This window comes from Acinetobacter sp. YH01008 (assembly GCF_013420435.1).
Classification (GTDB): domain Bacteria; phylum Pseudomonadota; class Gammaproteobacteria; order Pseudomonadales; family Moraxellaceae; genus Acinetobacter; species Acinetobacter pseudolwoffii.
The window spans coordinates 138,234-153,528 of sequence record NZ_VOYD01000004.1 but is presented as its reverse complement, the minus strand read 5'-3'; the positions used below and the strand labels follow the sequence as shown (position 1 = coordinate 153,528).

Annotated in this window: 11 protein-coding genes, 1 tRNA gene and 1 pseudogene; 2 read left to right on the top strand and 11 right to left on the bottom strand. The window is 44.2% G+C overall.

The window, feature by feature from the left end; all coding sequences use genetic code 11:
* Positions 1-111: pseudogene (locus FTT75_RS04805) on the top strand (IS701 family transposase); the annotation flags it as partial.
* Here FTT75_RS04805 and FTT75_RS04800 read toward each other — a convergent pair.
* The 4 genes from FTT75_RS04800 to crp all read right to left on the bottom strand — a co-directional run bounded on the left by FTT75_RS04800 (position 102) and on the right by crp (position 6,332).
* Entirely contained in the window at positions 102-998 is an 897-nt protein-coding gene (locus tag FTT75_RS04800; protein ID WP_257230333.1) for a YdgA family protein, read from the bottom strand. The pseudogene FTT75_RS04805 and the gene FTT75_RS04800 sit on opposite strands and share 10 nt — an antisense overlap.
* A 228-nt stretch (positions 999-1,226) precedes the next feature.
* Positions 1,227-3,806 carry an ATP-dependent chaperone ClpB gene (gene clpB / locus FTT75_RS04795; RefSeq protein WP_180075753.1) on the bottom strand — a complete coding sequence of 860 codons (2,580 nt, stop codon included), beginning with the start codon at positions 3,804-3,806 and terminating at the stop codon, positions 1,227-1,229.
* Positions 3,807-4,384: 578 nt separating this feature from the next.
* Entirely contained in the window at positions 4,385-5,434 is a 1,050-nt protein-coding gene (locus FTT75_RS04790; protein WP_180075546.1) for an NADP(H)-dependent aldo-keto reductase, read from the bottom strand.
* Positions 5,435-5,624: 190 nt separating this feature from the next.
* A complete protein-coding gene (gene crp, locus FTT75_RS04785; protein WP_005171629.1) occupies positions 5,625-6,332 on the bottom strand; it encodes a cAMP-activated global transcriptional regulator CRP in 708 nt (235 codons plus the stop codon).
* A 147-nt stretch (positions 6,333-6,479) separates the two neighbouring features.
* On the opposite strand from crp, the gene FTT75_RS04780 reads away from it, so the two are divergent.
* Positions 6,480-6,902: an OsmC family protein gene (locus FTT75_RS04780; protein WP_005171632.1), complete on the top strand. Its 423-nt coding sequence runs from the start codon at positions 6,480-6,482 to the stop codon at positions 6,900-6,902.
* A gap of 88 nt (positions 6,903-6,990) precedes the next feature.
* On the opposite strand, the gene FTT75_RS04775 is transcribed toward FTT75_RS04780, so the two are convergent.
* The 7 genes from FTT75_RS04775 to FTT75_RS04745 all read right to left on the bottom strand — a co-directional run bounded on the left by FTT75_RS04775 (position 6,991) and on the right by FTT75_RS04745 (position 15,210).
* A complete protein-coding gene (locus tag FTT75_RS04775; RefSeq protein ID WP_179999586.1) occupies positions 6,991-8,028 on the bottom strand; it encodes a metallophosphoesterase in 1,038 nt (345 codons plus the stop codon).
* Between the two features lie 328 nt (positions 8,029-8,356).
* Positions 8,357-8,433: transfer RNA gene (locus FTT75_RS04770), tRNA-Val, on the bottom strand.
* 47 nt (positions 8,434-8,480) lie between these two features.
* On the bottom strand, positions 8,481-10,472 hold the full coding sequence (locus tag FTT75_RS04765; RefSeq protein WP_180185967.1) for a DUF3488 and transglutaminase-like domain-containing protein: 1,992 nt from the start codon (positions 10,470-10,472) through the stop codon (positions 8,481-8,483).
* Between the two features lie 13 nt (positions 10,473-10,485).
* Positions 10,486-11,391, bottom strand: a complete 906-nt coding sequence (locus tag FTT75_RS04760; protein ID WP_005171639.1) for a DUF58 domain-containing protein — start codon at positions 11,389-11,391, stop codon at positions 10,486-10,488.
* A gap of 12 nt (positions 11,392-11,403) precedes the next feature.
* The gene (locus FTT75_RS04755; protein WP_005096506.1) at positions 11,404-12,366 is read right to left on the bottom strand and encodes a MoxR family ATPase; all 963 of its coding nucleotides are present in this window, start codon (positions 12,364-12,366) and stop codon (positions 11,404-11,406) included.
* 431 nt (positions 12,367-12,797) lie between these two features.
* Positions 12,798-13,100: a YbdD/YjiX family protein gene (locus tag FTT75_RS04750; RefSeq protein WP_005096505.1), complete on the bottom strand. Its 303-nt coding sequence runs from the start codon at positions 13,098-13,100 to the stop codon at positions 12,798-12,800.
* Between the two features lie 10 nt (positions 13,101-13,110).
* A complete protein-coding gene (locus FTT75_RS04745) occupies positions 13,111-15,210 on the bottom strand; it encodes a carbon starvation CstA family protein (RefSeq protein WP_005171642.1) in 2,100 nt (699 codons plus the stop codon).
* Between the last annotated feature and the right edge of the window lie 85 nt (positions 15,211-15,295).

Below are 15,295 nucleotides of genomic sequence, written 5' to 3'. Positions count from 1 at the left end.
GAAAATGTATATCGTTGGCAGAAGAAATTATTTAGACCAGTTATCAAAAACTTCATTGATGACTTTATTCTCGATAAAAATCATCTGCTACCACAGAGAATCTATAAATAATAGTGCGTAAGTCCTAAGTTATTTTGCTTTTGCAGAATATCAAATAATATCTGCATTTTTTGACGCTGTAAGTCTTTGAGCTCCCAATTGAGTTCTAAGTCTTGCATCGCAGGGACATTATTTAAGCCCATTTCGGCAATTTTAAATTTTGATTGAACATCTACTGTACGCTCATGCAGTTGGGTATCCATACGCCAGCTCAGGTCTTTCAGTTGTCCTGAGCCTTCTGCCTTAGCATCCTGGCGCTGCATTTTGACAATATTGAACTCGAAATAACCCGGTTCTAAATACTGCGCATTCAGAGCCTGATTGGTTTTAAAATGCACACCCTTGAGTTGTGTATTTCCAGACTGATCACGAATAGACAATTCTGGCACATCAAAACTCATATTTAAAATTTTATGTTGTCCCTGACTCTGTTTTGCCTGAAACTTGATCTGTATAGGGTCAATTCTGGTATATAAACCTGCTTCTTTTTTTTCGATGACAGGGGTTTGTAATTGTGTGGTCGATACACCCAACCAGTTGACTTGCGTCGTCACTTTTAAAGGTTGCTGAAAAAATTCAGCATATGCGCCCTGTCCTTGTGCTAAATCGAGTTGAGAATGAATGGTATAGCCTTTCCAGGTACGCTGAATTTGGTCTTGACCATTAAATACTAATTTTTCTTTGGCATTACACGCGTCTGGCACAATGCTCATGCTCCACTTGGCCGTGCCTTGTAGAGCCCCCATAGCGTAGTCAGTATATTGCACACTAATGTTCGGCGCTGGTTTTAAATTTTGTTGATAATGCGCTTTCAAGCTCTTATCTGCATATAAATTACCCGTGCTCACAGCCCCCGCCAACACCACGACACCAATTCCACCCCATACTATTTTCGACATAGTTTTTGCTCAGAATTTATCTATTTTTATTGAACATAAATTATAGTTAATCTTAAAAAATAAAGATAATTGTTTTGCAAATAAATCACTTAAACATAATATTCATCACAAAATATTAAAAATAGCTGTCACTTTTAAGCAATTTTTTTACTGATATGACCTGAATTGTCAGCCATCAAAAAACCTAGCCGAAGCTAGGTTTTCTGAAAATTAAAAGGACAGGCAATATTAGCTAACTTTCATTTTCTCGAAGATTAAATCACCCGCTTCGGCCTGGACCAGAATCGTATCACCCGGCTGGAATTCCCCTGCAAGGATTTTTTGAGCCAGGCCATTTTCAATACGTTGCTGGATCGCACGTTTTAACGGACGCGCACCATACAGCGGATCGAAACCGGCATCAATTAACTGATCGAAAGCACTGTCATCTACCGACAGACGCATATCACGCTCTGCCAGGCGCTGACGCAAGCGATTCAACTGGATATCGGCAATACCGCGAATCTGGTCTTTTTCCAGCGCATGGAAGACCACCAGTTCATCAATACGGTTAATAAACTCCGGACGGAAATGTTCCGAGACCGCATTCATCACTACTGTACGAACTTCATCACGTGTTGCATTAACGCCCAGTTCACGCATATCCTGCGAACCCAGGTTCGACGTCATAACGATCACGCTGTTTTTAAAGTCCACTACCCGGCCTTGCGAGTCAGTTAAACGACCATCATCCAGCACCTGTAGCAAGATGTTAAACACATCCGGATGCGCTTTTTCGACTTCATCGAACAAGATCACGCTATAGGGTTTACGACGTACCGCTTCCGTCAGCACCCCGCCTTCTTCATAACCCACATAGCCCGGAGGCGCACCGACCAAACGACTGACCGAATGTTTTTCCATGAATTCAGACATATCAATACGAATCATGGCATCGTCACTATCAAACAAGAAGTTTGCTAATGCTTTGGTCAATTCTGTTTTACCCACACCCGTTGGACCCAGGAACAGGAATGAGCCACTTGGACGGTTCGGGTCTGACAGACCTGCACGTGAACGGCGTACCGCATTCGACACCGCAACCACAGCTTCTTCTTGCCCCACCACACGGTTATGCAGGAACTCTTCCATATGCAGCAGTTTGTCACGCTCACCTTGCAACATTTTCGCCACAGGAATACCGGTGGCCGCACTGACCACCTCGGCAATTTCATTGTCGGTGACTTTGTCACGCAGCAGTTTCGGTGCCTCACTTTCTTCAGCTGCTTCAATACGTTCCAGCTGTTTTTGTAACTCTGGAATGACGCCATATTGATACCGTGCTGCTTCAGCCAGATCACCTTCACGTTGCGCCTTGTCCAGTGCAATACGGGCCTGATCCAGTTTGATCTGTACATCCTTATTGCCTTCGACCAGCGCCTTGTCGGCACGCCAGATTTCTTCTAGGTCCTGATATTCTTTTTCAACCGTGGCGATCTGGTCAGACAGATATTGAATCTCAGCTTTGGCACCCGAGTCTTCATCTTTTTTCACCGCTTCCAGCTGCATTTTTAACTGAATCAGACGGCGTTCCAGTTTATCCAGAGCTTCTGGTTTGGAGTCGAGTTCCATTTTAATGCGTGATGCTGCTTCATCAATCAGGTCGATGGCTTTATCCGGCAACTGGCGATCGGTGATATAACGATGTGACATTTTCGCTGCAGCAATAATCGCAGAGTCCAGAATCTGTACCCCGTGATGCGTTGCATAGCGGTCTTTCAGACCACGCAGAATCGCAATGGTGTCTTCCACACTCGGTTCATCCACCAAGACTTTCTGGAAACGACGCTCGAGCGCTGCATCTTTTTCAATATACTGACGATATTCATCCAGCGTAGTCGCACCGACACAGCGCAGCTCGCCACGTGCCAGCGCCGGTTTCAGCATGTTACCGGCGTCCATCGCACCATCACCCTTACCGGCACCCACCAAGGTATGCAGCTCATCGATGAATAAGATGATTTCGCCTTCGTGTTTGGCAATATCTTTCAGAACGGCTTTTAAGCGTTCTTCAAACTCACCACGGTATTTGGCACCGGCCAGTAAAGATCCCAGGTCCAGCGATAAAACACGTTTACCTTTCAGTCCTTCAGGTACTTCACCATTAATAATCCGCTGTGCCAGACCTTCGACGATTGCCGTTTTACCCACACCCGGCTCACCAATCAGTACCGGGTTATTTTTGGTGCGGCGTGACAGAACCTGAATGGTACGGCGGATTTCATCATCACGGCCAATCACAGGATCAAGCTTGCCTGCCAAAGCACGTTCAGTTAAATCAATGGTGTACTTATTCAGTGAATCACGCTGATCTTCATGATTATTGCTCATGACTTTTTCATCGCCTCGAAATTGATTAATGATCTGGCCTAAGGTTTCTGCCTTTAGGCCAACACTGTTTAATAAGGTTTTTGTGTTACCTGTTTCTGCCAGCGCCAACAGTACCCAATCTGTAGATAGAAACTCATCTCCGGCTTTTTGCGCGAAGCTGTCTGCCAAATGTAATACTTTTGCCGCTTCAGGGCTGAGATTGATATCCGCGGAGGGATTGCTCAGGGTTGCTGCATTACTTAGGGCCGTTTGCAGCTTGGTTTGCAATTCACGCAGATTGGCGCCGGCCTGCTGCAGCAAGCTGACATTGGATGCTTCATCCATCAAGGTGGCCAGAATATGAATCCCATCAATCGAGCTATGGTCTTTAGTCATGGCCAATGATTGTGCATCGGAAAGGGTTTGCTGCAGGCGATTGGTAAATTTCTCAAAACGCATTTTTGTTATTCCTCACAACAAATTTTCTACTTGATGGATATATGGGTGCGATTAATCAGATTTCAAATTATTTTTGCATATTTTTCAAAAACTTATTATCAAAAAATATACAGATTTCAATTATAATATTGGTGTAGTCAAATCATATTTCAAGTAAGCGAAAGAGAATTTTTAATGAGACCCCAAGACTAGCGCTAACTCATCATCTTGATTAAGCTATTTAGTTGTATCGGGATAATTTAAAACAAAATTGGCTTACATATGCTGTCCTAACCCTTCTACCAAATGAAGAACTTCAGAGAGTTTCTGTTCAGTTTGAATCAATACTCGAGGTGATTAATGGCCTTATCACTGATAAAGAAAAATTAGTTCAGCAACTTCCGTATGGCTTTCGCTCATACTTTTGTTTGGGACAAAGTAGTTTCATGATTCATTTTTATAAGAGCATCTTTTATGGATGATGTTTTAATTATGCGGATTTGACGATCCTTTCCCATACTCTTTTTCATTAAAATAAGCGTGTAATCAACAATAAAAAAACACCCTCAATCAAGGGTGCGTCTAAATAACGATAAAAATTATGGAGCCGGATTTGGCTGCTGACAGTGAATCGCTTCAATACCTTTCAGTACGTCTTCAGATAAATCGATTTCAAAGGCCTGAATATTTTCTTTTAACTGATCCAGATTGGTGGCCCCAATAATAGTACTGGTTACAAAGAACTGCTGTTTGATAAAGGCCAAAGCCAATTGCGTCAAAGTCAGACCATGCTGCTCGGCCAGTTGTGCATATTGTTCGGTCGCCCATTCACTTTCCGGATTGCTATAGCGGCTAAAGCGCGAATATAAAGTAACCCGAGCATTGGCAGGACGCGCACCATGACGGAATTTACCGGTCAGATAACCGAATGCCAAAGGTGAATAAGCCAACAGGCCTACACCTTCGTATTTGGCAATTTCTGACATGCCCATTTCATAAGTACGATTCAATAAGCTATAGGGATTTTGCACACTGACAAACTTAGATAAACCAAGTTTTTCAGCCAGATGTAAAAATTTCATGGTGCCCCATGGGGTTTCATTGGACAGGCCGATATAACGAATGCGGCCTTTTTGAATCTCTTGATGTAAAGCGGTTAAGGTTTCTTCCAGATCTGTTACTGCACGAGCTTCTGCCGCTTCTGCATTACCATAGCCCAGCTTGCCAAAGAAATTGGTTGGACGTTGCGGCCAGTGCAGCTGATATAAATCGATATAATCGGTTTGCAGACGTGCCAAGGACTGGTCAATCGCTGATGCAATTTCATCTGCAACGAAACGGGTTCTGCCATCCCGGATATGACTGCCGCCTTGTGAAGGACCGGCAATTTTTGAGGCCAGAAAAAGTTGGTCACGGCCACCGCGAGAGGCAATCCAGTTACCAATCATACGCTCGGTTGCACCTTGCGTTTCAGGTTTTGGCGGTACCGGGTACATTTCAGCAGTATCCCAGAAATACAGTCCCTGATCCAAAGCATAATCCAGTTGCTGAAAAGCCTCTTCCTGTGTGTTTTGCTCACCAAATGTCATGGTGCCCAAACAAATTTCCGGCAAAAGAATGCCTGTATCTGCCAATGGTCTGAACTGCATAAAAAAATATCCTTAAAATTTATCGGTCGTTTATTGCGATCACATGCGCTATAGCCTATCGGAATGATAAGGGGACTTAAATTATCTTTTCTAAAAAGCTTGTGCCAAATTGTTATGTTCGAATGAATTTGTGCTTTTAAAGTAGGGATAAAAAAAGCAAATCAGAAGATTTGCTTTTTTTATTTTTGACTTATTCGTCTTCAAGCTCACCGGCACTGACCGTTTCTGGCTCCTCCAGAGAAACATCGAAAATCAGAATGGCTTTACCATCAGTTTCAATCATACCCTGTTCTTCAAGTGTCTTCAGTACACGGCCGACCATTTCGCGGGAACAACCGACAATACGGCCAATTTCCTGACGGGTAATACGAATCTGACGGCCATTTGGTAAAATCATCGCCTCAGGCTGAGAAGACAAGTCGATCAGGCAACGTGCAATACGGCCTGAAACATCAATGAATGCCAGATCAGTCACTTTACGTGTGGTATTTTTCAGACGGCGTACCAGCTGAGCAAATACCGCATAGCTCAGATCAGGATATTGCTTGCTGATTTCATGAAAATTTTCATAGGTGATTTCAGCAATTTCACACACATCACGTGTACGAACTTCTGCAGTACGTTGTGGATTTACCTCAAATAAACCCATTTCCCCAAAAAAGTCACCTGGATTTAAATATGCCACGACAATCTCACGATCATCATCTTCACGAAGAATGATGGATACAGACCCCTTCAAAATCAAATACAAAGATTTAGATTCTGATCCTGCATCAATGATCGTAGTACGTTTTGGATAACGATTAATATATGCACGTTTTAACAGTGCTTTCACGGATTCTGGTAATTGCCCCGGAGAAAGCGCATCTGTGCTCAATTGTGAAAAGTTTGAAGTCATGCTTACGGTTCCGAATATGGATAATGTATAGATCGCACAAGACCTAATGTGAACTTGTCACACAGTGGGATTGAAATTCCGTATCAACCCAATTTATGTTAGTGTACAGTTACTTGACAAATTTATAGCTTTTTTTAGGTAGTTGCAATGCAAACAAGCGTTCATTGGTTAGAGAATGTTGCTTTTGAAGCAAAAACTCAAAGTGGTCATACCATCATTATGGATGGTTCAGCGGAATATGGCGGTGAAAACCGTGGTCCCCGTCCAATGGAACTCCTTTTAACCGGTCTGGGTGGCTGTGCATCTTTTGATATTGTGACCATTTTGAAGAAAGCCCGTCAGGATATTAGCGATGTACGTTGTGAGTTAAAGGCTGAACGTGCGGATACAATTCCGGCAGTTTTCACGAAAATTCACTTACATTTTGTCGTGACAGGCAAAGCCATTAAAGAGAAACAGGTGGCAAAAGCCGTAGAACTTTCTGCAGAAAAGTATTGCTCTGCCAGCAAAATGCTTTCGGATGGCGGCGTTGAAATTACCCATGATTATGAAATTATCGAAGCAGAATAAACTTGCAATCTTCTAAAAATAGCAGCCTGAATGGCTGCTTTTTTATCCCAACAAATTGCCGGGAAAAATTTCTGAAGACTCTATCTGATTAAGTCCCTTGAACCAGGTAATGGGTGCCATCTTCAAAGATCAGAATATTGTCTGGAAATCTTAAAGCGCCAAGTCGATGTCTGAACGCGACGCCCTGCTGACGATCGAGATAGCGTTTGCCCACTGAATAGTCTACACAAAATACGTTTTGCTGTTGTCCATACCATTGCAGCGCATCGATCGATTTAAATAGGCCGGCCTTTTCTTCAGTAGTGTTAAAGTTTCGCCAATAATGCCCGGTAATCACTGGAATTTGATCGGTATAGCTGTCCCACCATGGCAAACGATCGATCATGCGCCATCGGCCACCGGCGTAAATGGGTTGCACCGCGATCTGTTCTGCACCTGAAGTGATGACCCGAATTGGATTGTGCATCTGCTCACGCAGCTCTTTTTCTGCGAGGTGTTGCAATAAAGGTAAAGTTGCAGCTGGGTCTTTGAACTGGTGTTGGTATTGTTGCTGTTCATTCTGTATTAATTCATTAATACCTAAGGCTTGCAAATCCAGCGCTGTATGCTCAACGAATTTAGCATAGGCTTCTCTGAGCGAATTGAAATGAGAATCACGTAATCGATCAATGGATTGCTGATGCCAGCAGGCATGTACCACACGCAGCTGCTCAGACTCGAGCGCCACCGGCAAGCGATTTAAAAAATCCAGAATCCACTTACGGTCTGTGGCTGAAGCCTGTATGGAATCAAAAGGTTTCAGGTCATCCGGATGCGGTGAACCAAAAAACCAGCCATTGCCTTCCCGAAAAGTATCGGTCAACAGGTTCAATTCATGATTGCCAATGACACATTGTGCATAACCTTCATCTACTAGCTGTTTGACCCGCTTGATCACCGCGACACTATCCTGCCCCCGATCACACAGATCACCAACAAAAATCAGTTTACGCTGTTCAGGATGACGACCGTGCCGGTCATAACCCAATACATGAATCAGTTGTTCCAGTGCTGCAATCTCGCCATGAATATCCCCAACGATATCCACGGGGCCAGTGAAAGCCTGTTGTATAAATGAATATTTCACTTATGCATCCTGAGTTAAAATGAAGCCAGATGAACATCCTTGGAGTATGCTTTAAATTTTTTTAGATCGGAATACAGAACACTAGATACTTTAAATAGTTCAGTTAAAATATGTCAGGTTTAAATAAAGATTTTTTATAAAATATATTTTATCTTGATTTTAAAATGACCTAAAAAATACCAGACATAATCCTTATATGCTTTAAGAGTTTAGTCCTGCTATTTTTTGTATTTTTGAGGGCAGGCTGGACTTTATGAAACAATTAAATTTATTACATTAAAATTAAGTCATAAAAAAGCCCATTCTTTGAATGGGCTTTTTTGAATCTTGGTAGGTATATCCAGACTCGAACTGGAGACCTCTACGATGTCAACGTAGCGCTCTAACCAACTGAGCTATACACCTAGAATGCATGGCATATTATAAATTTTTCTGACTGAAGACAAGTCTTTTCATTTGATTTTTAAACTATCAGCACAAGTTTTAAGCAAATACTTGAATTTTTTCAATTCTTGATCAGTAAGTTCTGCTCCTGAATAAAGATATTTTTCAAAAATCCGGATTGCCTCTATAAATGCAGACTGATTTTCGACCTTAACCTGTTGGGATAAACGCTGCATCCAGTGATGAAAAGTTTCAGCAGGCTGTTTTTTGAGATCGTCAGCTAAAGATTGATTCAACTGTTGGATAGCACGATCAAATGGGGATTGAGCCTGTCGGGCTTTTAGATAAATTCTGAGTCCATAGGCTAGAATCAGTAGTGCAATACTGCCGAGCAAAACGATAATACTCGAATAAGCCGAACTCAGACCTAATTTTGATAGCCAGTTCTGTTGCGATTCTGCATTATAACCCACCACCTTGCTTTGCCACTGGTAGCTGGCATAATCGCTCCAGACCCGCATCTTGGTCATCCACTGATTATTCTGCGATGTCCAGGTCGAATTATTTGACCAAACTCTTTCATCTTGAGACATCAGGTTTTGCATTCCGCCATCTATACGTTGTGGCGCAATCATGGCAGTCGGATCAAAGCGCTGCCATTTCTGATCTAACCAGACTTCTGTCCAGGCATGAGCATCCAGTTGCCGGACCTCCCAACTCTTACGATCCGGTGCCAGTTCTCCACCCTGATAACCAGTCACCACACGTGCAGGAATCCCGACATAACGCATCAGCATGACGAAACTCGATGCATAATGCTCACAAAACCCTTGCCGCGAATTAAATAGAAATTCATCAATCCGGTTTTGTCCCAACTGGCCCGGTTTCAGGGTATAAACAAAGTTATTCTGCTGATACCAGTTCAGAACGTTCTGCACATAACGGCGTGGATCTTCAGCACTTTGCGTATATAGGCGTTGTGCCAGCTGCTGCGCTCGAGGATCCAATCTGCGCTGTACCTGGCTATTGATTCGCGCGAGATATTGACCTACAGCCTGAGGATCATATTGTGTCCCAATCCACTGCAGCGGAATCGGTTCAACGCGTTGCGTGAGTCGTCGCGGTACAATACTCCAGTCCTGACGGTTATAATAACGGCGCTCTACAGGTATCGATTTTTCCAGCCCCATGATCCAGAACACCGAAGGATCCGCAGCCAGATATTGATAGTTCCATCCAACCGGCACTGGCGAGCTATCCATGGGCTGTCGCATTAAAGGTTGCTGATTGACGAAACTGCTGGTCCAGCGTTGACCATCATATTCATCCAGTACCAAGGCGCGCCAATACAGCTCTGAACGCGGTGGGAGTTTGCTGACATCACCGATAATCCGGAAAGCCAATGCACTAGACTGCGATAATTCAGCAATATCACCAGGCGACATGCTGTCGCTAATACCGGTCACGCCTTTATTTTCTGGGATGGGAATATGCCAAAGTGGTGGCAAACGCGGGAAGGAAATAAACAGCAGCAGGAAAAATGGAATGGCGTACAGGATAAACTTCGCTACATGCTTGGCATCCTGTTGTAATGCTGCACGCTGGGTGGTCTGCTCCTGCTCAAACTCGCTGGTCTGAATCCGGTACAGGCCAATCAGACAGCTGATTAAACACAGCACAATCACGATCGCCATGCCAAATGACTGACTGTATAAAAATGAACTGGCAGCGACAAACAGGGCAAAATTAAACAAAATAATTAAGTCACGCCTGTTTTTACTTTCCAGTGATTTGGCAAATAAAAATGTCGATAAAACTGCCACTCCAGCTTCAACACCAATAAAGCTCTGATAACTTAAATAAATACTGCCCAGTGCCAAAACTGTGAGCAAGAAGGTGCCAATTTTAGGAAATGGCTGCTGACGTTTCAGATAAATCCAGATACACAGAATACTGATGGCGAAAATAATGCTGAGTAAGACCGGAATAAATGCCATTTGGGCGATGAGAATCAGGCTCAAGGTCAGTACAATCGAAGTACGGATTTTTGCATTGATCATTGCTTTATCTGCCTTAGGCCTGTGCCAATAACTGTTTGGCTTTACGCAGTTGCGCTTCACCTGCACCCTGTGGCAATTCGGCTTGGGGCAAATGCAGTGCATAAGCACATTGTTGTTGCTCGCATTGCTCGATCAGTCCCATCATAAATTCAAGTTTTTCTTCATGTGATTGCGTCGGCATATGTTCATAATGAATCTCGATACTGTGTTCATCCTGATACTGCTCAAAAACCTTGACATATAAGCCCTGTCCTCGGGCAAACTGCTTCCAGGATACCGACTGCAAGGAATCGCCAGTCTGGTAATTTCGCAGTTCGCGAAATTCATCCATATCTGGTTCAAAGCGGTTCAGATGGTATCTATTTTCTGCGCTAAAAACTTCTGCTTTGGGCGCAACCCAGGCAGTATGCTGATGATAAAGATAAGTCCAGGCCCGAACCAATCCAAAAGGATAAACCGAATATATTTGAATGACGGGATAATCAAATTTACCGCGTTGCTCTGCATAAAATGGCAGGATAAACTGCTGCTTCTGTGCATTCAGATAAACTTTGTGTAGCTGATTTCCAGCTTTAATATACAAATAATGTGGTCGAACTTGCTGCTGCTGAAAATACATTTGCAGATTCAGACTGTGTCCGACCTGCCCCACTTCATCCGCGATTAATTCAATCTTCAAGCCATGCAGCTGCTTAAACGTCAGATAAAAACTGATACACAGCACAGCACTGATTAAAAAGCAGAAACCTAAAATCAGATTGTTGGCATAATTCACCCCTGCCACAAAGGTGATCAAGATCAACACCAGATACAGATAGCCCTGCTGATAAATAAATACCAAGACGTCTTTCTGCGAGAGCTGTTTCTGCTGTGAAAATTGAAAGCGTTTGGCCAGCCATTCTTGCCAGGTTTTATCCAAGAGAGGACTCCTTTAGCTGACCGCAACCTGTTGCATGACATTCAAAGTTTCAGCTTCACTCAAACCCAGACGATGTGAAGTCACCGCCACAAATACGGCCTGTACGTCATCCGCTGTGACAAAGGCACGTTGCTGAATCAGCGCATGCGCTTGTGCTGCACGCTTGAGTGCCAATAAACCACGGGTGGACAGGCCATGACGGTTCTTGCGGGTTTCTTCCGCCAGATCCAGCAGATATTCCTGAATCGCTTCACTCATAAAGACCTGATGCGCCAGACTTTGCAGATCCAGAATTTCATCTTCAGTAAAAATATGCGCCAGACTGGCAATCAGGGCAAAACGGGATTCCTGCTGTAATAACAGCTTCTCGGCATGACGCGATGGATAACCCAAAGACAAACGCATCAGAAAACGATCCAGCTGCGATTCCGGCAAGGCATAAGTGCCGCTTTGAAACAGTGGGTTCTGTGTGGCAATCACCCAGAATGGTTTTGGCAAGGCATAGCGTACGCCATCAATGGTGGCATAACCCTCTTCCATGGCTTCAAGTAAGGCACTCTGGGTTTTGGGGCTACAACGGTTAATTTCATCTGCCAGTAAAATCTGGGTGAAAATCGGGCCTTGTTTAAACTCGAACTGATGTTCTTTCTGGTTAAACATATTAATACCGATGACATCGCTGGCCAGCATATCGTTGGTAAATTGAATCCGCTGGAACTTCAACCCTGCCAGATGTGCCAGACTACTCGCCAATGTGGTTTTCCCCAGACCCGGTAAATCCTCAAATAGAACATGACCACCTGCAATCAGACAGCACAGCGCCAACTTGGTCTGGGCCTGCTTGTCCAGTACGATGGCATTGACCTCTTCAAAAAAATGCTGGATCTTGGGCGCATAACTTGCAATCTTTTGTTCAAGCACAGTATTGAGATGTGCAGTATCGTTATTTTCCTTTTGTTTCATGCCCCAGATCACACTAATTTTCCTAATAAAACACGGTCTAGGATTAACATACACTGAAATTTTAATTTCCCCAAAAGATCAATTCTCTATCTGTGTAACTGAATGAGAATACCCGCGACAAAATGGCGAAAATTCAAATAAAAATAGGTGGGTTTTATCAAGTACGGAGAAAATGGCAACATAGAAAACAGGCAAAAAAACCGGTTCAAGAAGAAATCATTTTTTCTTCGAGTGCGAGTATTAATACCTCGTATACATTTTATTTATGATAGTTAAAACACCATACTTAAAAGGTATGCAGATTTATTTTTATCCTGGATTTGAATCAAGAATATTCTGAAACAACTGAGTGAATGAAATGAGAGGTCATTCGCTCGGCCATTTTTAAGACCGATCTTTAGGCATAAAAAAGCGCCCCGAAAGGCGCTTGTTTTACTCAATGATTAACACGGACACTTTTTCATCCCGCCGCCTGCCGATGGATAACGCGAATCCACACAGTGACGATAAAATGTTTTCGGGTCCATCGCTTCCAGGTCTGGATGATGCTTGCGCATATGCTCCACATAGGTCTGGTAATCTGGCACCCCAACCATCAGGCGGAAACTTTGCTGCAAGCGTTGCCACAAGGTCGCAATACGTGACCAGTTTTTCGGATTCAGAATCAAATCCTTTTGTGACATCACGGTCATTTTGATGATTTTATAAATCATGGTTTTTCCGCTTTTGGCAAATTTCAGATTCATAAGACTCTCCTTAATGACCTTTCGCTGGCTGAATGTCTTCAGGATCGCGATAGATGGCTTCCGCTTCATGCACAGAAGGATTCGGATCTGCTAAAGCACGACGAATCACGCGAATCGCGGCGAACAGCATCACAAAAGCAACGATCATAAAAAAGGCACAAAGTGCGGCATTAATCTGATTCGACATGGCCACAGTCTGCATTTCTGCAATACTTTTAGCCGGCGCCAGGATTTCATTATTGGCGATGGCCGTATTGAAACGATCAGCTTGTGCCAGGAAACCAATCTTCGGATTTTCGTGGAAAATCTTCTGCCAGCCGGCAGTCATGGAAGTAATGAACAGGAAAACGGTCGGGATAATGGTGACCCAGACATATTTCTGTTTTTTCATTTTGAACAGAATGACTGTACCGAGAATGAGCGCCATCGCAGCCAGAATCTGGTTACCAATACCAAATAGCGGCCATAAGCTGTTAATGCCGCCGAGTGGATCGACCACGCCCTGATAGACGAAGAAGCCCCAACCTGCGACTGCAACCGCAGTACCCAGCAAGTTACCAAAGAAATTATGCGAGTTTTTCACCGCAGGAATCACGATGCCGACTGTATCCTGCACCATAAAGCGACAGGCACGCGTACCGGCATCTACCGCTGTCAGAATGAATAGAGCTTCAAACAGAATCGCAAAGTGATACCAGAACGCCATCATTTCACGGCTATTAAAAATTTCCGTGATGATATGCGCCATACCAATCGCAAAAGTCGGTGCACCACCTGTACGTGACAGAATCGAGTTTTCACCGACTTCTTGAGCCAATAAAGTCAAGGCTTCAGGGGTTACCACAAAACCAAGGGTACGCACTGCTTCTGCCGCACTTTCTGCGGTAGTCCCGAGTAAGGCGGCTGGCGAGTTAATCGCAAAATAAATTCCCGGATCCAGAACTGCGGCACAGATCAAAGCCATGATCGCCACAAAAGATTCCATCAACATACCGCCATAACCGATCACACGGATATCGCGTTCGTTATTGACCAGTTTCGGTGTCGTTCCCGAAGAGACCAAGGCGTGGAAACCGGAAATCGCACCACAGGCAATGGTAATAAACAGGAATGGGAACATGGAGCCTGCAAATACTGGGCCAGTACCATCAATAAACTTGGTCACCGCTGGCAGTTTCATTTCAGGCATGGCAAACAGAATACCAATCGCCAGACCGGCAATTACACCAATTTTCAAGAAAGTGGATAGATAATCACGTGGCGCAAGCAACAGCCACACCGGCAATACTGATGCAATAAATCCATAGATAATCAATGCCCAGGTCAGCTCAGTTCCCGATAGTGTGAAGAACGGCCCCCAGTACGGATGTTGCGCGATGTTTTCACCGTAGATGATCCCGAGCATCATCAATACAAAACCAATAATCGACACTTCTGCAATTTTACCCGGACGGATAAAACGCATATACACGCCCATAAAGATCGCAATCGGAATCGTGGCAGCAATACTGAACACGCCCCACGGACTATTGGTTAAGGCTTTGACGACCACCAGTGCCAACACCGCCAGGATGATGATCATCACGCCTAAAGCACCCAGCATGACGATAATACCGGCAAAGGTGCCGAGTTCCTGCTTGGCCATTTCACCGAGTGAACGACCGTCACGACGGGTCGAAATAAACAGCACCAGAAAATCCTGTACCGCACCGGCCAGTACTACACCGACCAAGAGCCAGATGGTTCCGGGCAAATAACCCATTTGCGCGGCCAGGATCGGACCGACCAGCGGGCCTGCACCGGCAATTGCAGCAAAGTGATGGCCAAACAAAACACTTTTATTGGTTGGCACATAGTCCAGACCATCGGCCAGACGATGCGCAGGGGTTAAACGGCGTTCATTCAGCTCAAATACTTTGGTGGCAATAAACAGGCTATAGAAACGGTAAGCAATGCTATAGACACAGGCAGCTGCCAGTACCAGCCAGACTGCATTGACATGCTCACCCCGACTCAGGGCCAGCACTCCAAAGGAGACTGCACCCACTATGGCTACCAAAAGCCAAATTATTTTCGAAGTCAGCGTGGACTTCTTTTGTAAAGTTTCCATTCAATCCCTCATATTGTGATGCATACAAATCAGCGCGGTTGTTGTTGTTCGAAGTACTGCTGTTTTCCCTTGCGACTTTACGCCT

What these genes read in the sequence shown, in the direction of transcription:
- FTT75_RS04800 (WP_257230333.1), bottom strand. Translation starts at nt 998, where the DNA reads ATGTCGAAAATAGTATGGGGTGGAATTGGTGTCGTGGTGTTGGCGGGG.
- clpB (WP_180075753.1), bottom strand. Translation starts at nt 3,806, where the DNA reads ATGCGTTTTGAGAAATTTACCAATCGCCTGCAGCAAACCCTTTCCGAT.
- FTT75_RS04790 (WP_180075546.1), bottom strand. Translation starts at nt 5,434, where the DNA reads ATGCAGTTCAGACCATTGGCAGATACAGGCATTCTTTTGCCGGAAATT.
- crp (WP_005171629.1), bottom strand. Translation starts at nt 6,332, where the DNA reads ATGACTTCAAACTTTTCACAATTGAGCACAGATGCGCTTTCTCCGGGG.
- FTT75_RS04780 (WP_005171632.1), top strand. Translation starts at nt 6,480, where the DNA reads ATGCAAACAAGCGTTCATTGGTTAGAGAATGTTGCTTTTGAAGCAAAA.
- FTT75_RS04765 (WP_180185967.1), bottom strand. Translation starts at nt 10,472, where the DNA reads ATGATCAATGCAAAAATCCGTACTTCGATTGTACTGACCTTGAGCCTG.
- FTT75_RS04750 (WP_005096505.1), bottom strand. Translation starts at nt 13,100, where the DNA reads ATGAATCTGAAATTTGCCAAAAGCGGAAAAACCATGATTTATAAAATC.
- FTT75_RS04745 (WP_005171642.1), bottom strand. Translation starts at nt 15,210, where the DNA reads ATGGAAACTTTACAAAAGAAGTCCACGCTGACTTCGAAAATAATTTGG.